Annotated in this window: 20 protein-coding genes; 12 read left to right on the top strand and 8 right to left on the bottom strand. The window is 69.1% G+C overall.

Annotated elements, in window-relative coordinates:
- Positions 1-37: 37 nt before the first annotated feature.
- Together hisS and VE172_RS23420 are read right to left on the bottom strand one after the other, a co-directional pair.
- A complete protein-coding gene (gene hisS, locus VE172_RS23425; RefSeq protein WP_324804428.1) occupies positions 38-1,390 on the bottom strand; it encodes a histidine--tRNA ligase in 1,353 nt (450 codons plus the stop codon).
- Between the two features lie 54 nt (positions 1,391-1,444).
- Positions 1,445-2,146, bottom strand: a complete 702-nt coding sequence (locus VE172_RS23420; protein ID WP_324804427.1) for an MBL fold metallo-hydrolase — start codon at positions 2,144-2,146, stop codon at positions 1,445-1,447.
- Positions 2,147-2,307: 161 nt separating this feature from the next.
- Between VE172_RS23420 and VE172_RS23415 the strand changes: the two genes are divergently transcribed.
- The 4 genes from VE172_RS23415 (at position 2,308) to VE172_RS23400 (ending at position 6,407) form a co-directional block, all read left to right on the top strand.
- The gene (locus tag VE172_RS23415; RefSeq protein ID WP_324804426.1) at positions 2,308-2,622 is read left to right on the top strand and encodes a hypothetical protein; all 315 of its coding nucleotides are present in this window, start codon (positions 2,308-2,310) and stop codon (positions 2,620-2,622) included.
- 47 nt (positions 2,623-2,669) lie between these two features.
- The gene (locus VE172_RS23410; RefSeq protein ID WP_324804425.1) at positions 2,670-3,593 is read left to right on the top strand and encodes a peptidylprolyl isomerase; all 924 of its coding nucleotides are present in this window, start codon (positions 2,670-2,672) and stop codon (positions 3,591-3,593) included.
- Between the two features lie 167 nt (positions 3,594-3,760).
- Entirely contained in the window at positions 3,761-6,073 is a 2,313-nt protein-coding gene (locus VE172_RS23405; protein WP_349258512.1) for a RelA/SpoT family protein, read from the top strand.
- Between the two features lie 85 nt (positions 6,074-6,158).
- Positions 6,159-6,407 carry an antitoxin gene (locus VE172_RS23400; protein ID WP_324804423.1) on the top strand — a complete coding sequence of 83 codons (249 nt, stop codon included), beginning with the start codon at positions 6,159-6,161 and terminating at the stop codon, positions 6,405-6,407.
- Positions 6,408-6,469: 62 nt separating this feature from the next.
- On the opposite strand, the gene secF is transcribed toward VE172_RS23400, so the two are convergent.
- The 6 genes from secF to ruvC all read right to left on the bottom strand — a co-directional run bounded on the left by secF (position 6,470) and on the right by ruvC (position 12,481).
- On the bottom strand, positions 6,470-7,645 hold the full coding sequence (gene secF, locus VE172_RS23395; protein ID WP_324804422.1) for a protein translocase subunit SecF: 1,176 nt from the start codon (positions 7,643-7,645) through the stop codon (positions 6,470-6,472).
- 4 nt (positions 7,646-7,649) lie between these two features.
- A complete protein-coding gene (secD, locus tag VE172_RS23390; protein ID WP_324804421.1) occupies positions 7,650-9,557 on the bottom strand; it encodes a protein translocase subunit SecD in 1,908 nt (635 codons plus the stop codon).
- 152 nt (positions 9,558-9,709) lie between these two features.
- Complete coding sequence (gene yajC / locus VE172_RS23385; protein WP_324804420.1) at positions 9,710-10,162, bottom strand: preprotein translocase subunit YajC; 453 nt, start codon at positions 10,160-10,162, stop codon at positions 9,710-9,712.
- 98 nt (positions 10,163-10,260) lie between these two features.
- A complete protein-coding gene (ruvB, locus tag VE172_RS23380; RefSeq protein WP_324804419.1) occupies positions 10,261-11,349 on the bottom strand; it encodes a Holliday junction branch migration DNA helicase RuvB in 1,089 nt (362 codons plus the stop codon).
- Complete coding sequence (ruvA, locus tag VE172_RS23375) at positions 11,349-11,954, bottom strand: Holliday junction branch migration protein RuvA (RefSeq protein ID WP_324804418.1); 606 nt, start codon at positions 11,952-11,954, stop codon at positions 11,349-11,351. The genes ruvB and ruvA overlap by 1 nt, the downstream gene beginning before the upstream one ends.
- A complete protein-coding gene (gene ruvC, locus VE172_RS23370; RefSeq protein ID WP_324804417.1) occupies positions 11,951-12,481 on the bottom strand; it encodes a crossover junction endodeoxyribonuclease RuvC in 531 nt (176 codons plus the stop codon). The genes ruvA and ruvC overlap by 4 nt, the downstream gene beginning before the upstream one ends.
- Before the next feature lie 119 nt (positions 12,482-12,600).
- On the opposite strand from ruvC, the gene VE172_RS23365 reads away from it, so the two are divergent.
- From VE172_RS23365 to VE172_RS23330, 8 genes are all read left to right on the top strand, one after another.
- Entirely contained in the window at positions 12,601-13,383 is a 783-nt protein-coding gene (locus VE172_RS23365) for a GNAT family N-acetyltransferase (protein ID WP_324804416.1), read from the top strand.
- 195 nt (positions 13,384-13,578) lie between these two features.
- Positions 13,579-14,826, top strand: a complete 1,248-nt coding sequence (locus VE172_RS23360) for a multidrug effflux MFS transporter (protein WP_324804415.1) — start codon at positions 13,579-13,581, stop codon at positions 14,824-14,826.
- An 18-nt stretch (positions 14,827-14,844) separates the two neighbouring features.
- The gene (locus tag VE172_RS23355) at positions 14,845-15,522 is read left to right on the top strand and encodes a GNAT family N-acetyltransferase (RefSeq protein WP_324804414.1); all 678 of its coding nucleotides are present in this window, start codon (positions 14,845-14,847) and stop codon (positions 15,520-15,522) included.
- Entirely contained in the window at positions 15,519-16,631 is a 1,113-nt protein-coding gene (gene menC / locus VE172_RS23350; RefSeq protein WP_324804413.1) for an o-succinylbenzoate synthase, read from the top strand. The genes VE172_RS23355 and menC overlap by 4 nt, the downstream gene beginning before the upstream one ends.
- A gap of 15 nt (positions 16,632-16,646) precedes the next feature.
- A complete protein-coding gene (locus VE172_RS23345; RefSeq protein ID WP_324804412.1) occupies positions 16,647-17,195 on the top strand; it encodes a YbaK/EbsC family protein in 549 nt (182 codons plus the stop codon).
- A 67-nt stretch (positions 17,196-17,262) separates the two neighbouring features.
- The gene (locus tag VE172_RS23340) at positions 17,263-17,853 is read left to right on the top strand and encodes a Dps family protein (RefSeq protein ID WP_324804411.1); all 591 of its coding nucleotides are present in this window, start codon (positions 17,263-17,265) and stop codon (positions 17,851-17,853) included.
- The gene (locus tag VE172_RS23335; RefSeq protein WP_324804410.1) at positions 17,850-18,458 is read left to right on the top strand and encodes an HdeD family acid-resistance protein; all 609 of its coding nucleotides are present in this window, start codon (positions 17,850-17,852) and stop codon (positions 18,456-18,458) included. Before VE172_RS23340 ends, VE172_RS23335 begins: the two co-directional genes overlap by 4 nt.
- Before the next feature lie 15 nt (positions 18,459-18,473).
- The gene (locus VE172_RS23330) at positions 18,474-20,930 is read left to right on the top strand and encodes an ATP-dependent Clp protease ATP-binding subunit (RefSeq protein WP_324804409.1); all 2,457 of its coding nucleotides are present in this window, start codon (positions 18,474-18,476) and stop codon (positions 20,928-20,930) included.
- The last annotated feature ends 69 nt before the right edge of the window (positions 20,931-20,999 follow it).

Raw genomic sequence — 20,999 nt, 5'->3', positions numbered from 1 at the left:
GACCAGATATTTATTGCACTCTTTAGATATATAAACGTTACAAATCAGCGATTAATGTCGGTCGGTCCCCCGCGACGATGTCGGGGCGGGCGTCGCCGGCGGGCGGGGCCCAGGTGTCGACGTCGACGGCGACCTGCTCCCCCGAACGGATGTCGCGCATCTCCGTGACGCCGTCGCCGGAATCGAACAGCACGAACGGAATCCCGCGCCGCTCGGCGAAGCGGATCTGCTTGCCGTACTTCTGCGGGGACGGCGCCACCTCGCAGGCGATGTCGCGCTCGCGCAGCCGCCGCGCCAGCTCGCGCGAGCGCGGCCGGGCGTCGTCGTCGGCCAGCGCCACCAACACGCACGTGGGCACCGGGCGGGTCGCCCGCAGCGCGCCGGATCCCAACAGCGGCACCAGGATCCTCGACACCCCCAGCGAGATGCCCACGCCGGGGAAGCGGAACTTGCCCTCGCTGGCCAGGTTGTCGTAGCGGCCGCCCGAGCACACCGCGCCCAGGTTCTCGTAACCGGACATGAAGGTCTCGTAGACGGTGCCGGTGTAGTAGTCCAGGCCGCGGGCGATCCGCAGGTCGGCCTTCACCAGGCCGGGGTGCTGCGCGGCGGCGCCCTCCACCACCGCGGCCAGCTCCTCGAGCCCCTCGTCCAGCAGGGGATCGCTGACGCCCAGGGCCCGCACGTCGTCCACGAAGGACGCGTCGTCGCTGGAGATGTCGGCCAGCGCCAGGCACGCCTTCACCTGGTCGTCGGTGGCGCCGACGTTGTCGGCCAACAGCGTGGCCACGCCGGACGGGCCGATCTTGTCGATCTTGTCGATGGCGCGGATCGCCTCGGCCGGGTCGTCGATGCCCAGGCCCCGGTAGAAGCCCTGCGACAGCTTGCGGTTGTTGGTGTGGATCGTCATGGGCGGCAAGGGAAGCGACCGCAGCGCGTCGCCCACCACCAGCGGGATCTCCACATCGTAGTGCGTCGGCAGGGTGTCGCGGTCGACGATGTCGATGTCGGCCTGCCAGAACTCCCTGAAGCGCCCCTCCTGGGGCCGTTCGCCGCGCCAGCACGGCTGGATCTGGTAGCGGCGGAAGGGAAACTGCAGTTTTCCGGCGTTCTCCAGCACGTAGCGCGCGAACGGCACGGTCAGGTCGAAGTGCAGGCCCAGGCCGGCGTCGGCCGACTCCGCGTCGGCCTGGAGGCGACGCAGCACGTACACCTCCTTGGACGTCTCTCCCTTGCGCAGCAGCTGATCCAGCGGCTCGACGGCGCGGGTGTTGACGGAGGCGAAACCGTGCAGTTCGAAGGTGCGGGCGAGCTTGGCGACCACCTTCTGTTCGACGATGCGTTGCTCGGGAAGCAGTTCGGGAAACCCGGACAGGGGCGCGGGACGGCTCATGGATATGTCTCCTGTGGACGAATCGATGGGTGGGCGGCGCTCGGCACCGGCGGGCTAGTTTCCGCGCGTCGGTGCCCGCATATGGCCCTCATCGACCTGTCGCAGGAAGCGGTTGGTGCGGCGCTCGTCGCCGATGGTGGTGCGCGGCCCGTGCCCGGGAAGCACCACGGTGTCGTCGTCCAGCGGCAGGATCTTGGTGCGCAGCGAGTCGTCCATGGCCGCCGGGTCGCCGCCGGGGTAGTCGGTGCGGCCGATGGAACCGGCGAACAACACGTCCCCCGACAGGCAGTACGGCGCGGCGTCCTCGCCGCCGGGAAGCCGGAACAGCACCGATCCCGGGGTGTGGCCGGGCGCGTGGTCGACGGTGATCTCCAGGCCCGCCAGGGTGATCACGCCGTTGTCGGGCAGCTCGGCGATCGCCTCGGGCTCGGTCCACTCCAGCTGGCCGCCGATCGCGGCCACCAGGTCCGGAGTCAGGCCCGACAGCGGGTCGGCGAGCTGGTGGACGTCGGCGGCGTGAATGTAGGCGGGAATGTCCCGCGCGCCGCACACGGGCGTCACCGAGAAGGTGTGGTCGAGGTGCCCGTGGGTGAGGGCGACGGCCACCGGGCGCAGCCCGTGGTGCTCCAGCACCGCGTCCAGGCGGGGACCGACCCCGATCCCGGGATCGACGACGACGCACTCCCCGCCCGCCCGGGGCGCGACCACATAACAATTTGTGGCGAATGCCTCGGCCGTCAGGCCCTCGATCAGCACCGTTTCGTCCTATTCCGCCCGGTTTATCCGGCCTTTCCGGCCTTGCGGGGCTCAGCGTACCCACCACCGTCGCGTGAGCGCACTTGGGTTTGGCGTATAAACTGCGCCACCAGAACCGACCCGGTTCACGAAGCGACAATGCGTCAAAGGGGTATCGGCAGGTGACCTCCAGCAAGGGCAAGGCGAGGGCGCGCGAGCTCGCGCGGGCCAAATACGAGCGCCAACTGGCCCGCCGTGCGGCGTCGGTGCGCCGCGGCCGCCAGATCAAGGCGGGCGTCGGCGTGCTCATCGTGCTTCTCGTCGGTGTGGGCGTGGCCTGGTTCATGGGCGTGTTCGACGGCCACGACAAGTCCACGCCGAAGTCCGACCACAGCACCTCGGCGAGCCACTCCTCCTCGCCGTCGCCGAGCTCCAGCGCCAGCAAGTCCTCGTCGTCCTCGCCGTCGGGCAAGGAATCCTCGAGCAGCAAGAAGTAGACGACCCACCCCTCACATCACCAACCACGCACGATCGGAGACCTTCGGTGGCACAACCGCGAGACAAGCGAGAGGCCGCGCGCGCCAAACTGGAGGCGCGGATGGCCGAAAAGGCCGCCGCCGCCAAGCGCAAGCGCCGGGTACAGGTCACCTTGGCGACCATCCTCGCCGTCGCGGTGCTGGGCGGCATCGGATTCTTCTTCTTCAAGGTGATCAGCAACGCGGTGTCCAGCGACTCCGCCGACAAGAAGACCGACGGGCGCGTGGTCGCCGACGACGGCCACCCCAAGGACAAGGTGCTGGTGAAGGACATGTCGATGTCCAAGCCCGCCGCGACCTCGGCCGGCAGCGTCAGCTGCACGTACAAGAAGTCGTCCAAGGACGAGGTCAAGGCCAACAAGCATCTGAAGAACGTCGGCACCCCGGGCAACGGCAAGAAGCCCGACACCGGCGTCCAGCACTGGACCATCAAGCTGTCGCAGGGCACCATCAAGATCGACATCGACGACTCCAAGGCCCCCTGCAACGCCGCCAGCTTCAACTACCTGGTCGGCAAGAACTTCTTCGACAAGTCCAAGTGCCACCGGCTGACCACCGCCAACATCTACGTGCTGCAGTGCGGCGACCCCTCCGGAACCGGCCAGGGCGGCCCCACCTACGTCACCAAGGACGAGAACTTCCCCAAGGACACCGCCAAGGACCAGTCCAAGAAGGACAAGAAGGCGGGCAAGTCGCCGAAGGCCAACTACCTGGCGGGCACCATCGCCATGGCCAACCCCAGCCAGCCCGACTCCAACGGCAGCCAGTTCTTCATCGTCTACAAGGACACCTACCTCAAGCCCGACTACACCATCCTGGGCAAGGTGACCTCCGGTCTCGACGTGGTGAAGAAGATCGCCAAGAAGAAGGCCTGGCTCTCCAAGGAAGAACAACTTCAGCAGCAGCAACAGCAGATGGGTGGCATGGGTTAAATCCATCGGCCCCGGGCGGTCGCCACATCCCGTGGCGATCGCCGATCGCTCCACCCGCGCACTACGATGGGCTTTCAACCTTGAGGTGTTGAGGAGCTGCGTAGGTGGCAGGCGAGAAGACCGTGTCGGGAGAAGACCACGACGGCGCCAAGCCGGTCGAGCCCACCGTGCCCGGAAACGGCAACGGTAACGGGCGCGGCGGGCTCGCTTCCACGCCCACGGGACGCCGGATGCGGGCCCGGCTGGCCCGGTTCAACACGCCGTGGCAGGCGCCGCAGATGCCCGAGGTGCTGGAGCCCCTGGTGGCCACGCACCGCGCCTCGCACCCCCGCACCGACGTGCGGCTGCTGCAGCGGGCCTACGCGACCGCCGAGCGCCTCCACAACGGACAGTATCGGAAGTCCGGCGACCCGTACATCACGCACCCCCTGGCCGTGGCGTCGATCCTCGCCGAGCTCGGCATGGACACCACCACGCTGGTGGCGGCGCTGCTGCACGACACCGTCGAGGACACCGACCACACGCTCGAGGAGATCACCGCCGACTTCGGCGGCGAGGTGGCGCTGCTGGTCGACGGCGTCACCAAGCTGGACAAGGTGAAGCTCGGCGACGCCGCCAAGGCCGAGACCATCCGCAAGATGGTGGTGGCCATGGCCAAGGACCCCCGCGTCCTGGTCATCAAGCTCGCCGACCGGCTGCACAACATGCGCACCCTGACCTTCCTGCCCGCCGCCAAGCAGGAGCAGAAGGCCCGCGAGACCCTGGAGATCCTCGCCCCGCTCGCCCACCGCCTGGGCATGAACACCATCAAGTGGGAGCTGGAGGACCTGTCGTTCGCGACCCTGTACCGCAAGCGCTACGCCGAGATCGGACGGCTGGTCGCCGAGCACACGCCGCAGCGCGAGATGCTGCTGGCGCAGGTCACCGACCGGGTCGGCGCCGACCTGCGCGAGGCCCGCATCAAGGCCACCGTGTCGGGGCGACCGAAGCACCTGTACTCGATCTACCAGAAGATGATCGTGCGGGGACGCGACTTCTCCGACATCTACGACCTGGTGGGCATCCGCATCCTGGTGAACTCCGAGCGCGACTGCTACGCCGCCCTCGGCGTCATCCACGCGAACTGGCAGCCGGTGCCGGGACGGTTCAAGGACTTCATCGCGATGCCGAAGTTCAACATGTATCAGTCGCTGCACACCACGGTGATCGGTCCCACCGGCAAGCCCGTGGAGATGCAGATCCGCACCTGGGCGATGCACCGCACGGCCGAGTACGGCATCGCCGCGCACTGGAAGTACAAGGAGACCAAGGGCGCCACCATTTCGGGGCCGCCCGCCCACATCGACGAGATGGCGTGGCTGCGTCAGCTGCTGGACTGGCAGCGCGAGGCCGCCGACCCCTCGGAGTTCCTGGACGCGCTGCGCTTCGACCTGGCCAGCTCCGAGGCGTACGTGTTCACGCCCCGCGGCGACGTCATCGCGCTTCCCGCCGGCGCCACACCGGTGGACTTCGCCTACGCCGTCCACACCGACATCGGGCATCGCTGCATCGGCGCGAAGGTCAACGACCGCCTGGTCGCCCTCAACGAGCCGTTGTCCAACGGGGACGTCGTGGAGATCTTCACGTCCAACAGCCCCAACCCCAACCCCAGCCAGGACTGGCTGAGCTTCGTCAAGTCGCCGCGCGCCCGCACCAAGATCCGCCAGCACTTCAACAAGGAGCGCCGCGAGGAGTCGATCGAAAACGGCAAGACCGCGATCACCTCGGCCATGCGCCGCCAGGGGCTCCCCCTGCAGCGGATGCTCACCACCGACGCGCTCAACGCCATCGCCCGCGAGCAGCACCTGCCCGACCTGTCGGCGCTGTACGCCGCCGTCGGCGAGAACCAGGTGTCGGCGCAGCACGTGGTGCAGCGGCTCATGGTGGGCTACGGCGGCGCTGAGGGCGCCGTGGAGGACATCGCCGAGACGGAGGTGCCCGACGAGTCCAAGTCCCGTCAGACGCCGCCTGACGCGCCCGTGATCGTGGCGGGGCTGTCGGCCGGAGACGCCGCGGTGAAGCTGGCGGGCTGCTGCAACCCGGTGCCCAACCAGGACATCATCGGCTTCGTCACCCGCTACAACGTGATCAGCGTGCACCGCAGCGACTGCCCGAACCTGATCCGCGCCGAGGACGAGCCGGAGCGGCTGGTGGACGTGTCGTGGCGTCCCACCTCGGATTCGGCGTTCCTCATGGTGATGCAGGTGGAGGCACTGGACCGGCACCGGCTCCTGGCCGACGTCACGCAGGCGCTGTCGGAGGAGCGGGTGTCGATCCTGTCGGCCACGGTCACCACCACCCGCGACCGGGTGGCCCTGTCGCGGTTCACCTTCGAGATGGCCGACCCGAAACACCTGGACCACCTGTTGCGGGTGGTGCGCAAGGTGGAGGGCGTGTACGACGCCTACCGGATCACCGGGGACGACGACGCCTCAGAGTGAGCCTTTTTCGCGGGTTTCGCTGTGCCGGCAGGAGTCGCGCCCTAGCGTGGGACGTGACTCCGACACCCGCTTAGGAGGCACAACCATGGGTATCTCGGACAAGTTCGAAGAACTCAAGGACAAGGCCGAGGGCAAGGTCGAGAAGATGAAGGGCAAGACCGAAGGCAAGATGGCCGAGACCAAGGGCCAGGCCAAGGGCGCGGACGCCGGCAACGACAACATGGTCGACAAGGGCGCCGACTTCATCAACGAGAAGACCGGCGGTAAGTACGAGGACAAGATCGACACCGCCGCCGAGAAGATCAAGGACGTCACGGGCATGGGTGACCGATAACCACTCGCATGCCAAGGGGCCGTCGGGAGAGTTCCCGGCGGCCCCTTCGGATTGTTCGGCGTCTAGCGCTTCTTCTTTTTCTTCGCGGTGGTGCGCTTGGTCGCGGGCCTGGCCCCCGGGCGGGGGCCTCCGGCGCCGCTCATCGCCTTGGGACGCACCGGGGGCGTCTCCTCCGCCGGTTCGTCGGCGTCGTCGGTCTCGGCATCGTCCTCGGTCTCGGCGACCGACTTCTCCACCGCGGCGGCGACGTCCACGTCGGACTCGCCGCTGGCGGCCCGCTTCGACTCCACCTTGCGGGTGTGCTCCTTCAGCCGCGGCTCACGCAGCTTGAAGTCGACCGTCAGCGGGGTGGCCAGGAACAGCGAGGAGTACGCGCCGGTCAGCATGCCGACGAACAACACCAGCGCCAGGTCCTTCAGGGTGCCCACGCCCAGCAGCCCGGCGCCCACGAACAACAGGCCCGCCACCGGCAACAGGCCGATCAGCGAGGTGTTGATGGAGCGCATCAGGGTCTGGTTGATGGCCAGGTTGGCGCCGTCGGCGTACGTGAAGCGCTGCTGGGAGAACACGTCGCGGGTGTTCTCGTGCACCTTGTCGAACACCACGACCGTGTCGTACAGGGAGTAGCCCAGGATCGTCAGGATACCAACCACAGTGGACGGCGTGACCTCGAAGCCGACCAGGGCGTAGATGCCCGCCGTCAGCACCAGGTCGTGAGCCAACGCGATCAGCGCCGCCCCCGCCATCTTGCGTTCGTATCGCCACCACAGATACGCGGTGATCAGGACCAGCGACACCACCAGGGCGATGATCGCCTGCTGGGAGACGCTGGAGCCCCACGAGGAGCTGACGTTGGAGACCGAGATCTCCTCGCCCTTCAGCTTCTCGCTCATCGCCTTCTTGATGTTCTCCTGCTGCTTGTTCGACAGGTCGCCGTCGGTGTGGACGATGTACTTCTCGTCGCTACCGCTGCCGGCCGTCTGCGAGGAGGCGACCTGGACTCCGGTCGACTCCACCGTCTTTTGCACCTGGTCGGCGCTGATGCCTTGCACCACGGTGGCCTGGAACTGGGTGCCGCCGACGAACTCGATGCCGAGGTTGAAGTTCCTCAGCCCCATGCCGCCGACGCACACCAGCATCAGCACCAGCGACACCAGGTACCACGCCCGCCGCTTGCCGATGAAGTTGACCTTGGTGTCGCCGCTGTACAGCCGGCCCAGGGTGTCGCGAAAACTCACGGGACTACGACTCCTTCGACAGGGTGACGGCGCCGGCGGGGGCGTCGGGGGAATTTCGCCGCTTGGTGTGCAGGCCCGACAGGCTCTCGTTGTTCAGCAAGCGGAAGCGCGACAGCCACGACACCAGCGGGTGGGTGAACAGGAACACCACCGCGATGTCCACAAGGGTCGATAGACCCAGGGTGAACGCGAAGCCCTTCACCACGCCGATGGCCAGGAAGTACAGCACGATGGCGCCGATGATCTGGACGGTGTCGGCCGACAGAATCGTGCGCCTGGCCCGGGTCCACGCCCGCGGCACGGCGCTGCGCGTCGATCTGCCCTCCTTCATCTCGTCCTTTAGTCGTTCGAAGAAGACCACAAAGGAGTCCGCCGTGATACCAATGGCCACAATGAATCCGGCGATACCCGCCAACGTCAGCGTGAAGCCGATCTGGGCGCCGAGCATCGCGATGGCGGGGTACAGGATCGCGCCGGAGGCGCCGAGGCTGGCGATCACCACCAGACCCATCACCCGGTAGTACACCAGGCAGTACAGGATCACCAGGGCCACGCCGATGCCGCCGGCCAACATGCCCGCCTTCATCTGGGACAGGCCGAGGGTCGCCGACACCTCGTCGATGGTCTCCACGGTGAACGACGCCGGGAGCGAGCCGTACTTCAACTGCTCGGCCAGCAGGTTGGCGTCGTCGGAGCTGAAGTCGCCGGAGATCTGCACCTGGCCGCCGCTGCCGGCGCCCTGCTCGGTCACGGGGGCCGAGATCACCTCGTTGTCCAGCACGATGGCGACCTTCTTGCCGACCGTGTCGTTGGCCAGCGACTGCCACTTCTTGGTGCTCTTGCTCTTGAAGTCCAGGCCCACGGCGAACTTGCCGGCCTGCTGCGGGTCGCTCTGCACGCCCGCCGAGGAGACGTCCTCGCCGACGACGCGGGCCTTGGCCAGCAGGTACTTCACGTACGGCACCGGCTTCTTGGCCTTCTTGGCCTGGGAGATCTCGGCGTCGCTGGGACGGTTGCACGCCACGACCTGCTCGTTGACCTCCGCCACCGCGCCCGGGGTGCGGCCGTTGAGCTGGCCGCAGCCGATGGTGGGCGTGTACAGCTGCATGCTCGGCGGCAGCACGGCCACCTCGTCCGGCTTCAACTTGCCGAAGGGCTTCAACGTCTTCATCAGCCCGGACTGCTTGATCTGGTCCTTGGTGATGGGCTGGCCCTGCTGCGCCATGGACGCGGCCTGCGAGGCGAAGCTCTTGGCGATGTCGACCAGCTTCTGCTTCTGCTTGGGGTCCTGTTTCTTGCCCATCTCGTTGATCTTCTTGTAGACCGCGGCGCGCTGCTTCTTGATGCTGGCGTTTTCCTTCGCCGGGTCCTCACCGTTGTTCTTGTCGGCCGACGACGAGGAGTCGCTTGACGGCTTGGAGCTCGAGCTGGAGCCGCTGCCGGAGTCCGACGGCGAGTCCGAGGAGCCGATCTTGGAGTCGCTCGACTTGGAGTCGGACTTGTCGTCGGAGTTCTTGCCGGAGTTCTGGAAGTCCTTCGGGTTCTGCTCGGTGTAGTCCTCCTGCGGGCCCTGCAGCACCTCGCGGAAGCGCAGCTGTGCCGGGGCACCCACCTGGCGCAGCTGGTCGGGCTTGGTGTCCTTGCCCGCCACGTTGACGACGATGTTCCTGCCGTTGTCGATGAAGACCTCGGGCTCCGCCACACCGGTGCCGTTGACCCGGTTCTCGATGATCTGGCGGGCCTGCTCCATGCGGTCGGGGTCGGGGGCGTCCCCGTTGGGCAACGAGGCCTTCAGGGTCATGGTGACCCCGCCCTGCAGGTCGAGGCCGAGCTTGGGGGTGGGGAACTTGGTGAATCCGGCACTGGCCACTGCCGACAGCCACACCAACCCCAAGACAACGATTAGCGACACGAAGTACGGGGCCACCCGCAGTTGTTTGCGGGTGACACTCTTGCGTCCCCGGGCCGCTTTTGTCCGCTTTGGAGCCACAGCCGTCCACTCTCCTTACTTAGATGCCGGACATGCCGCCGCGGCACCAGGGGAGCACCGCGGTGGCGGGGGTGTCAGTTCTGGGTACCGTCCGTGGCCGACTTCTTGTCCGCCTTGAGATCCACGACCGCGCTGGCGGGAACCTGCTCCTCGTCGTCGGCGGGCTCGGAGTCCTCGGAGGCCTCCGAGGCCGTGGAGTCGACGGTGGTGGGCTCGTCGTCGCTGATGACCCGCGCGACGGCGGCGCGTTCGTACACGCACATCACGCCGGGAGCGACCTCGAGGGTCACGGTGGAATCGTCGGCGTCGATGATCGTCGCGTGCAGGCCGCCGATGGTCACGATGGTGTCGCCGGGACCGGACTGGCGCTGCTTCTCCATCATTTCGCGGCGCTTCTTGTTCTGCGGCCGGATCATGAAGAAGTACATGGCCACCATCAACAGGATGATGATGCCTGGCATGACCAGGCCGCTCAGGCTGGAACCTTTGGCCGCGAGGACCGGGGCCTTGTCTGCGAGGAGAAGCACGTGCAGCGCCTTTCAAATGACGGACGAACGGATTGACGGAACGTCTGCGGAGTTTAGCTTGCCAATATCAGTACGTGAACACGACCACAACCGGCGCGTCATCCCTGGTCGTCGTCGAGGGTCTCGGTGTCGAACAACGCCGCCCGCGCCACGCCCGCGGCCGAGGACGCCGGCGGGGTGCGGCCCAGGTGGCGCCAGCCGTGCACGGTGGCCACGCGTCCCCGCGGGGTGCGGGCCAACAGCCCGGCGCGGACCAGGTACGGCTCGCACACCTCCTCCACGGTATCCGGTTGCTCACCCACCGCCACCGCCAGCGTGGTCAGCCCCACCGGCCCGCCGCCGAACGACTCCACCAGCGCCGACAGCACGGCGCGGTCGAGGCGGTCCAGGCCGATGCGGTCGACGTCGTACAGGGCCAGCGCCCGGTGCGCGATGTCGCGGTCGATGACGCCGTCGGCGCGGACCTGCGCGAAGTCGCGGACCCGGCGCAGCAGCCGGTTGGCGATGCGGGGGGTGCCGCGGGAACGCCCGGCGATCTCGGCGGCGCCGTCGGCGGTGATCTCGACGGCGAGGATGCGGGCGGTGCGGTGGACGATGGCCTCGAGGTCGGGCGTGTCGTAGAAGTCGAGCTGGCCGACGAAGCCGAAGCGGTCGCGCAGCGGGCCGGTGAGCAGGCCCGAGCGGGTGGTGGCGCCGACCAGGGTGAACGGCTCGAGGTCCAGCGGGATCGCGGTGGCGCCGGGGCCCTTGCCGACCATGACGTCGACCCGGAAGTCCTCCATGGCGGTGTAGAGCAGTTCCTCGGCGGGGCGGGCGATGCGGTGGATCTCGTCGATGAACAGCACGTCGCCGGGGCCCAGGGAGGTGAGGACGGCCGCCAGGTCGCCGGAGCGTTCGATGGCGGGCCCGGAGGTCTGGCGCAGCGCCACCCCGAGTTCGGCGGACACGATCATGGCCAGGGTGGTCTTGCCGAGCCCGGGCGGGCCGGACAGCAGGATGTGGTCGGGGGCGGCGTCGCGTCCCTTGGCGCCGGACAGCAGCAGCTCGAGCTGTTCGCGCACCCGCGACTGGCCGATCAGTTCGTCCAGTTTGGCCGGACGCACCCCGGCCTCGGCGCCGGCCTCGGTGGGCTGGGCGCGCGGCGACACGATGTCGGGCTCGTACGGGTCCTCGCCGTATTCGTCCATCAGTTCTTACCCAACAGCCGGATCGCCTGCTTCAGCAGGCCGGGAACGTCGGTGGCCCCGCCGTCGACCTGGGTGTCGAGCCGGGCGACGGCAGTGTTCGCTTCCTTTGTGGACCAACCCAGGGCGATGAGCCCCTGCTGGACCTGGTCGCGCCAGGCGGGGGGCCGGTCGCCGTGGGGTACGGAGTCGGCGGCGGGGGCGCCGACGGGTCCGATCTTGTCGGCCAGCTCCAGCACGAGGCGCTCGGCGCCCTTCTTGCCGACGCCGGGGATGCGGGTCAGGGTGGTGGTGTCGCCGGTGGCGATGGCCTGTTTCACCACGCCCGGGGCGTGCACGGTGAGCGCGGCCTGCGCCAGCCGGGGGCCGACCCCGCTGGAGGTCTGCAGCAGCTCGAAGAGGTCGCGTTCGTCGGCGCGGGCGAAGCCGTACAGGGTGAGGGATTCCTCCCGGACGACGAGGGTGGTGTGCAGGGTGGCCTCGCGCCCCACGCGCAGGTTGGCCAGGGCGGCGGGCGTGACGCGCACCGACAGGCCGACCCCGCCGACCGAGACCACGGCCGCGCCGGTGCCGACGCTTTGCACGGTGCCGGTGACGCTGGCGATCATCGGCGGGTCCCCTTGCGGTCCAGGGCGGCACGGGCCGCCGCGAAACGGGCCTGGGTGCCGCCGCGCCACACGTGACAGATGGCCAACGCCAGGGCGTCGGCCGCGTCGGCGGGCTTGGGCGGTGCGTCCAGTCGCAACAGTTTGGTCACCATCGTGGTCATCTGCTTCTTGTCGGCCACACCGGAACCGGTGATGGCGGCCTTGGCCTCGCTGGGAGTGTAGGTGGCGACACTGACACCGGCGCGCGCCCCGGACAGCACGGCCACGGCCGAGGCCTGGGCGGTGCCGATGACGCTGGCGACGTTGTGCTGGCTGAAGACCCGCTCCACGGCCACCGCGTCGGGTCGATAGTCGCGAAGATACTGGGCCAGCTGAGTGTCCACACGCAACAGGCGCGCGTCGATGGGGTCGTCGGGGTCGGTGCGGATCACGTGGACGCCGACCAGGCGGCACGGCCGCCCCGGCTCCCCCTCGACGATGCCGACGCCGCAGCGAGTCAGGCCGGGATCGATCCCCAGCACTCTCACCTGCCCACCTCCTCGCCGCGAACGTTCGTTCGACCACTGTAGCGTCGCGGCTTCCGTGTGGTCCGATCGACACGCCTGCGCGATTGCCCGCCGGCCACCGTGATGCAAGCATTGGCGGCGTGGATGCCCCTTACACCGTCGTGCGCGGGCGCGACGCGATCATCGCCGCGTCGGGCGGCGATCCCTTCGTGTCCTGCTTCGCCGCCACCAGCGCCACGGGCATCGCCGCCGACGGCGCGGTGGCGTGGCATCGCCGCTCCACCGGCAGGCGTCTGCTGCTCGGGTACGGCCAGCCCGCCGCCGCCGCCCGGCTGTGCGAGGCGGCGGTCGCCGAGTTCCGCCCGCACCGCATCACGGTTCCCGCCGCGGTACTGGGCCACCTTCCTGACTCGATACGTCCGTCCGGGGTGGGCCAGTGGGTGTGGTTCCACACCCGCACGGCCCCGCCCGTCACCGATGCCGAGGGGGCCTGTCGGTGGTTTCGCGACGCCGACCACGAGGAGCTGGAGGCCCTGATCGAGCGGGCGTTCCCGGGCGCCTCGAACCGCCCCGACGCCGCGGTACCGGGCCAGCGCTGGTTCGGGGCGACCGACGACGACGGACGGATCGTGGCCTGCGGCGTGGCCTCCACGGGCGACGGCATCGGGCCGATGCTGGGGTCGATCTGCGTCCACCCAGGGGCCCGCAGGCGGGGCCTGGGTTCGGCGATCACGTCGTGGGTGACCCGCCAGTTGCTCCAGGATGGACACCCGATGGTGGCACTGGGGTCCTATGTGGGCGAGGACGCCACGCACCGGCTGTACCGCAGGCTGGGATATCGCGACACGGTCACGTTGAAGTCGGGAAGCCTGGAGCCGCCGATAGAGTCCTTAAGGGACTTTATGCCGTCGGCGGCGGGATGATGATCTCCACCACCGCCCGGGCGCGCCATCCCAGGTAATAGGCACTGTCGTGATTGGTCATTACTCCCGCGGCGGTGGCGCCGCTCTCAATTCACTGTTCACCGAGGTCAATCGGGCGTAACGTCGCCGTCGAACGTCTCGACACCGTGGCCGGGACGCGCCCCGCACTCACCCTTCGCGTCACGAGGATTCGCCGTGCCCTCCCCCGCAACGTCCCTGTCTTCCCAACGGACCGCGCACCCCCGCCGCTACATCGTCCTATTGGTACTCATTCTCGGAGTGATCACCGCAACCGGTCCACTCGCGACGGACATGTACCTTCCCGCCTTCCCCACCATCGCCTCGGATCTCAACGCCTCGGGCTCACAGATTCAGCTCACCCTGACCGCCGCCATGATCGGGCTGGCCCTCGGGCAGCTCATCATCGGCCCGATGTCGGACGCCTGGGGACGGCGCAGGCCGCTGATCGTCGGGCTGGCCGTGTTCGTCGTGGCGTCGGCGCTGTGCATGTTCGTGCCGTCGGCCGGGGTGTTCATCGCGCTGCGGTTCGTACAGGGCCTGGCCGGTGCCGCCGGTGCCGTGATCGCCCGCGCCGTGGTCCGCGACCACTTCGACGGCGACGGCATCACCAAGTTCTTCTCCCGGCTGGTCCTGGTGTCGATGCTGGCGCCGCTGCTGGGGCCGATCCTCGGCGCCCAGATGCTGAAGTTCGGGCCGTGGCAGCTGGGCTTCGGTTTCCTCACCGGTGTCTCGGCGATCAGCCTCGTGCTGGTGTACTTCCTGCTGCCCGAGAGCCTCCCGCCCGAGAAGCGGCGCGGCATGAACCTCGGCACCATGGCCTCCACCGTGCGCGGCCTGGTGACCGACGCCCGGTTCATCGGCCCTGCCCTGACCCTGGCGCTGATGTTCGGCGGGATGTTCACCTACATCTCGACGTTCTCGGTGGTGTCGCAGCACCAGTTGGGCGCCAGCGCCCAGGAGTACAGCCTGATCTTCGCGATCAACACCATCGGCCTGTTGGCCGGCAACCAGCTCAACGGGCTGCTGATCGGCAAGGTCGAGACCGGGCGCCGCCTCGTCACCGGGATCGGCGGGGCGCTGGTGGCCGTGGCCGTGCTGGGGGTGCTGGGCGTCACCGGCGGCGGCAACCTGGTCTGGCTGACGGTGTTCCTGTTCGCCATGATGTTCAGCCTCGGCCTGGTCTACCCCAACTGCCAGTCGCTGGCGCTGGCCAGCCAGCCCGCGGCGGTGGCCGGTACCGGTTCGGCGTTGCTGGGGACCCTGCAGTTCACCCTCGGTGGGAGCATCCCGACCCTGGCCACCTGGACGGCCAGCGGCGGCGTCACCCTGTCGAGCATGGTGACGGTGATGGTCGCGGCGATCATCGTCGCGGTCCCGGTGTTCGCCCTGTTCGCGCGGCGGGCCTCGACGAACCCGAGCTGAACGCGGTAGCGTGCGGCCATGAGCCCCGACGCCGTCGACGGCCTCGAGATCCGTCTCATGCGCGGCATGGACGACTGCGAGGACCTGGCGGATCTGCTGGCCGACATCTGGCAGGTCCGCGACACCTCTTATATCTTCGCCCCGCATGCCTTGCGCGCCATCGAATTCGCCGGAAACTACGTCGCGGGGGCCCTCGCCGACGGCAAGCTGGTGGCGGGGGCGGTGGCGTATTGCGGGCCCGACGGGCATCTGCACTCCGACGTCGTCGGGGTAGCGGAATCCATGCGCGGCAAGGGTGTGGGGTACGCGATCAAGCTGCATCAGCGCGACTGGGCGATCGAGCGCGGGATCGACTCGATCCGGTGGACGTTCGACCCGGCGCGGCTGCCCAATGCGCGGTTCAATCTGCATCGCTTGGGCGCCAAGGCCATCGATTACCTGCCCGACTTCTACGGCTCGATGGACGACGCCTTCAACACCAACGTCCCCACCGACCGGCTGCTGGTCGACTGGCGGGTGAATTCGCCGCGCGTCGTCACCGCCATCACGCGGGGATTGCCCGAACCCGACGGCGACCCGCGGGTTCCGCCGCTGCCGCGCGCGGCGCTGCGCGAGGCCCTGTTGCCGCTCTTGCGTGCCGGACAGGTCATCACGGGCGTCACCCGCGGCGGACACTACGTTGTGGAGGGGCCATGAGGATCACGGGCGTCGAACTGCGCCGCGTCGCGCTGCCGCTGGTGGCGCCGTTTCGCACCTCCTTCGGCACCGAGACCGTCCGCGACGCGCTGCTGCTGCGGGTGGTCACCGACGACGGCGAGGGCTGGGGCGAGTGCGTCGCCGACAGCGACCCGCGCTACTCCAGCGAGTACGTCGACGGGTGCCGCGACGTGCTGACACGGCACTTCCTGCCCGCGTTGGGCGGCGACCCCGGGCTGCGGGCCTGGGACGTCGAGCGGCGCCTCGCGCCGTTCAAGGGTCACCCGATGGCCAAGGCCGCCATCGAGATGGCGGTGCTGGACCTGCGGCTGCGCGAGACCGCGACGTCCCTCACCGACTTTCTCGGCGGGGTGGCCGAGGCCGTGCCCGCCGGGGTGTCGGTGGGGATCATGGACTCCATCCCCGAGCTGCTGGACGCCGTGGACGGCTACCTGTCCCAGGGCTATGTGCGCATCAAGCTGAAGATCGAACCCGGCTGGGACGTGGAGCCGGTGCGGGCGGTGCGGGAGCGCTTCGGCGACGCGCTGGCGTTGCAGGTCGACGCCAACACCGCGTACCGGCTGGCCGACGCCCGGCATCTGGCGCGGCTCGACCCCTTCGACCTGCTGCTCATCGAGCAGCCGCTGCCCGAGGACGACCTGCGCGGGCACGCCGCGCTGGCCCGGCGGCTGAGCACCCCGATGTGCCTGGACGAGTCCATCGTGTCGGCGCGCGCGGCGGCCGACGCCATCGCCCTGGGGGCCACGTCCATTGTGAACATCAAGCCGGGTCGGGTCGGCGGATACCTCGAGGCGCGCCGCGTCCACGACGTGTGCGCCGCCAACGGCGTGGCCGTGTGGTGCGGCGGAATGCTGGAGACCGGGGTGGGGCGAGCGGCCAACCTGGCGCTGGCGGCACTGCCCAACTTCACCCTGCCCGGCGACACCTCCGCCTCGGCGCGCTACTACGCCCGCGACATCACCGCGCCCTTCGTCCTCGAGGCCGACGGGCGCGTCCGGGTGCCCACGGGGCCGGGTCTGGGCGCGGCGCCGCTGCCCGACGCCCTGGCCGAGTACACCACCGAAACCACCTGGGTACCCTTCGGCTGAGGCGAAAGGAACCCGATGAACTGGACGATCAACGGCAGCCTGACCGTGGCGCCGGCCCTGGAGCGCGCCGGACTGCTGGCACCGCCGGTGGTCAAGGCCCTGGAGGGCGCGGGGCCGGAGGCGGCGGCGGGCGTAGGCGTCGCCGAGATCGACGCGGGCCTCGCCGACACCGCCGAGTTCTGCGAGCACTACGGGGTGCCGCTGGAGGCGTCGGCCAACTGCGTCATCGTGGCGGGCAAGCGCGGCGGCGAGGTCGGCTACGCGGCCTGCCTGGCCCTGGCCACCACCCGCGTCAACGTCAACACGGTGGTGCGCAAGAGATTGGACGCCCGCAAGGCATCGTTCGCGCCCATGGCCGAGGCCGTGGAGGCCACCGGGATGGAGTACGGCGGCATCACTCCCGTGGGGCTGCCGCCCGGCTGGCCGCTGCTCATCGACTCGCGCGTCGCCGCGGCGCCGGAGCTGGTGGTCGGCGGGGGCACCCGGGGAGCGAAGCTGCTGGTGAGCGGGGATTTCCTGCGGTCGCTGGACGCCGCCGAAGTGATCGACGGATTGGCCTCTTGACATTGGCGAATGCGTGACGCCCCCCGCGTCCCTGTCCTAGAGTCGGGGCAAAAGGGGGGTTCTTCGCATGTCCACCAAATCCACGTCAAAACCCGATAAGCAGCTGCAGTCCCAGCCGATGCTGCACCAAAAGGGCGTCGAGATCCAGAAGTTCGGCACGGTGCGGCAGTTCCCGGTGGGACTGTCCTATGACACCCGCATGTACTCGGCCGAGCGCCTCAACCAGATCCTCGCCGACACCCAGATCCTTTACAGCCTCTACAAGAAGCATCACTGGTTGATGCGCGGCCCCACCTTCTATCAGCTGCATCTGTTGCTGGACAAGCACGCCGGTGAGCAACTGGAGCTGGTCGACGCCATCGCCGAGCGGGTGCAGACCCTGGGCGGGGTGGCCGTGGGCGATCCCCGGCATGTCAGCGAGATCACCGTGGTGAAGCGGCCGCCCGACGGCGCCGAGGAGGTCCCGGCCATGGTGTCGCGGCTGCTGGAGGCCCACGAGACCATCCTGATCGCCTGCCACGACGCGGCCAAGCGGGCCGACGAGATGGGCGACGACGGCACCAACGATCTGCTGGTGTCCCAGGTGATCCGGACCGGCGAACTGCAGTCGTGGTTCCTGGCGGAGCACCTTGTGGACACTCCGCTGGTGAAGTCATGAGTACGCCGGGAAACGAGACCACCGCGGCCATGAACGACCTGTTGGCCCGCAGCTGGGGGCTGCTGGTGTTTCGCGGCGTCATCGCGCTGGTCTTCGGCATCATGGCGCTGGTATGGCCCGGCGTCACCCTGGTCGCCCTGGTGATCCTGTGGGGCGCCTACGCCTTTGTGGACGGAATCTCCACGCTGGCGATGGCCTTCACCGGGCGCGGCGGCGAGCGCTGGATCATGGTCGTCATGGGCATCGTCGGCATCGTGGCCGGACTGATCGCGTTCGCGTGGCCGGGCATCACCGCCGTCATGCTGCTCATCATGATCGCGGCGTGGGCCATCGTCACCGGCGCCATGCATCTGTTGACGGCGTGGCGGCTGCGCGGCGAGATGACCGGCAACTGGCTGCTGGTCCTGGACGGACTGGCGGGGATCGCCCTGGGGATCGTGCTGTTCGTCAACCCCGGGACCGGGGCGCTGGCGATGGTCCTGGTGATCGGGGCGCTGGCGGTCGCCTGGGGCGTGTTCACGTTGGTCCTGGGTCTGAGGATGCGCGGGGCGACCCGACATCACCGCCCCGGCACCGCGGGCATGGGTGCCGCCCACCACGCGTGATGAGGAGACCGTCCCATGTCGATGGACACCTTCGCCGGTCCCGGCGCGTTCGACGACATCATCAACCGCTTCTTCGGGCATGACCCGTTCAACCGCGAGCGGGTGCAGCGGGTCGACCTGACCCGGATGCTGTCGGCCCAGTCGCGGCATCTGCTGTCGCTGGCGGTAGAGCACGCGCAGGAGCGCGGACAGGATGTCGACGTCACCCACCTGCTGTGGGCGGCGTGCCAGGAGGACCCGGCGCGGTCGATGCTGGCGGGGGCCAACGCCGATCCCGACGCGTTGGCCGAACGGATGGACGCCGCCGGCGGCGAACCCGGCGAGCCGACACAGCAGGTGCCGCCGTTGACGCCGGCGTCCAAGCGGGCGCTGCGGGAGGCGCTGGCCCAGGCCCGACAGGCCGGTTCCAGTTACATCGGGCCGGAGCACATCATCCTGGGAATCGCGTCCAATGACGACAATGAGGCCGGAAAGGCCTTGCGCGCCATGGCCTCCAGCGACAACGGCGAGGTCTCGAGCGGTGGCGCCGGCGCCACGCCCACGATCGAGCAGTACGGGCGCGACCTCACCGCCGAGGCGCGCGACGGGCGGCTCGACCCGGTGGTGGGCCGCGAGGAGGAGATCGACGACACCATCGAGATCCTGTCGCGGCGCACCAAGAACAATCCGGTGCTGATCGGCGAGCCCGGCGTGGGTAAGACGGCCATTGTGGAGGGTTTGGCGCAGCGGATCGTCAACGGCGACGTCCCCGACACCCTGGCCGACCGCCGGGTGATCGTGCTGGACCTGGCGGGCATGATCGCGGGAAGCAAGTACCGCGGCGAGTTCGAGGAGCGGCTGAAGAAGGTCATCGACGAGACCCGGCGGGCCTCCGATGGCGTGATCCTGTTCCTCGACGAGATGCACACCGTGGTGGGCGCCGGTGGCGGCGGCGAGGGCGCCATGGACGCGTCCAACATGCTCAAGCCCGCGCTGGCCCGCGGCGAGCTGCACGTCGTCGGGGCCACCACCCTGGACGAATACCGCAAGCACGTGGAGAAGGACCCGGCGCTGGAGCGGCGCTTCCAGCCGGTGCTGGTGCCCGAGCCCAGTGTGGACGAGACCGTGGAGATCCTGCGGGGCCTGCGCGACCACTACGAGGCCCACCACCAGGTGAAGTTCACCGACGAGGCGCTGGACGCCGCGGCGGGGCTGTCGGCGCGCTACATCACCGATCGTTTCCTGCCCGACAAGGCCATCGACCTGATCGACCAGGCGGGCGCCCGGGTACGGCTGCGCTCGCGCACGCCCGCGCCCGACACCCGCGACATCGCCGACGAGATCGCCCGCCTCAGGAGCGACAAGGACGCCGCCGTCGACGCCGAGGACTACACCCGCGCCGAGGAGCTCAAGGCCGACGTCGCCGCCGCCGAGGCGCGGCTGGCCGAGGCGTCCGGCGACGACCGCGGCGTCCCGCAGGTGGGCGTGGAGGACATCGCCGAGGTGGTGAGCCGCCGCAGCGGCGTGCCGGTCGCGCAGCTCACCGAGGCCGAGAAGGACCGGCTCCTGCACCTGGAGGACCACCTGCACGAGCGGGTGGTGGGCCAGGACGACGCGGTGGCGGCGGTGTCGGAGGCGGTGCGCCGGGCCCGCGCCGGGCTGGGCGACGCCAAGCGGCCCGACGGGTCGTTCATGTTCCTGGGGCCCACCGGGGTCGGCAAGACCGAGCTGGCCCGGTCCCTGGCCGACGCGCTGTTCGGCGACGAGGCCAGCATGGTGCGCTTCGACATGAGCGAGTTCCAGGAGAAGCACACGGTGTCGCGGCTGGTGGGCGCGCCTCCCGGCTACGTCGGCTACGACGAGGCGGGCCAGCTCACCGAGGCGGTGCGGCGCAGGCCCTACCGGGTGCTGCTGTTCGACGAGGTGGAAAAGGCCCACCCCGACGTCTTCAACACGCTGCTGCAACTGCTGGACGACGGGCGGCTCACCGACGCGCAGGGCCGCACCGTGGACTTCGGCAACACCATCGTCATCATGACGTCCAATGTGGGCGCCGATCGGATTCTGGCGGCACAGAAGGCGAACCGGCCGGTGTCGGGAATGCACGACGAGCTGATGGACCTTCTGGGGCAACGGTTCCGGCCGGAGTTCCTCAACCGCATCGACGAGATCATCGTGTTCTCGGGCCTGGATCGCCAGCAGCTGCGCCAGATCACCGGGCTGTTCGTCGACCGCACCCGCCGCAGCCTCGCGGCCCAGAAGATCGGGCTGGAGGTCGGCGACGAGGCGCTGGATCTGTTGTCCAGCAAGGGTTATCAGCCCGAGTTCGGGGCGCGGCCCCTGCGGCGCACCATCCAGCGGCGGCTGGAGAACCCGGTGTCCCACCTGGTGCTGGCGGGAACCGTCGGACAGGGCGACACCGTCGTGGCGTCCGTCGTGGACGGCGAGATCTCCCTGTCGGTGACGCGCGAGGCCGCGGAGGACGACGCCTAAGCCGCGCGCGGCGCGCCGTTCGGCTCGGCGTCGCGCGGCGTCATGGGCCTCGCGCAGCAGGCGGCGCGC

Source organism: Stackebrandtia sp. (assembly GCF_035643755.1).
Taxonomy (GTDB): domain Bacteria; phylum Actinomycetota; class Actinomycetes; order Mycobacteriales; family Micromonosporaceae; genus Stackebrandtia.
Note: the sequence above shows the minus strand (reverse complement) of the source record. Positions and strands in the feature narration are given on the sequence as shown.

What these genes read in the sequence shown, in the direction of transcription:
- ruvB (WP_324804419.1), bottom strand. Translation starts at nt 11,349, where the DNA reads ATGGACGAATACGGCGAGGACCCGTACGAGCCCGACATCGTGTCGCCG.
- VE172_RS23335 (WP_324804410.1), top strand. Translation starts at nt 17,850, where the DNA reads ATGAGTACGCCGGGAAACGAGACCACCGCGGCCATGAACGACCTGTTG.
- VE172_RS23400 (WP_324804423.1), top strand. Translation starts at nt 6,159, where the DNA reads ATGGGTATCTCGGACAAGTTCGAAGAACTCAAGGACAAGGCCGAGGGC.
- VE172_RS23345 (WP_324804412.1), top strand. Translation starts at nt 16,647, where the DNA reads ATGAACTGGACGATCAACGGCAGCCTGACCGTGGCGCCGGCCCTGGAG.
- ruvA (WP_324804418.1), bottom strand. Translation starts at nt 11,954, where the DNA reads ATGATCGCCAGCGTCACCGGCACCGTGCAAAGCGTCGGCACCGGCGCG.
- VE172_RS23355 (WP_324804414.1), top strand. Translation starts at nt 14,845, where the DNA reads ATGAGCCCCGACGCCGTCGACGGCCTCGAGATCCGTCTCATGCGCGGC.
- hisS (WP_324804428.1), bottom strand. Translation starts at nt 1,390, where the DNA reads ATGAGCCGTCCCGCGCCCCTGTCCGGGTTTCCCGAACTGCTTCCCGAG.
- VE172_RS23330 (WP_324804409.1), top strand. Translation starts at nt 18,474, where the DNA reads ATGTCGATGGACACCTTCGCCGGTCCCGGCGCGTTCGACGACATCATC.
- VE172_RS23340 (WP_324804411.1), top strand. Translation starts at nt 17,263, where the DNA reads ATGTCCACCAAATCCACGTCAAAACCCGATAAGCAGCTGCAGTCCCAG.
- menC (WP_324804413.1), top strand. Translation starts at nt 15,519, where the DNA reads ATGAGGATCACGGGCGTCGAACTGCGCCGCGTCGCGCTGCCGCTGGTG.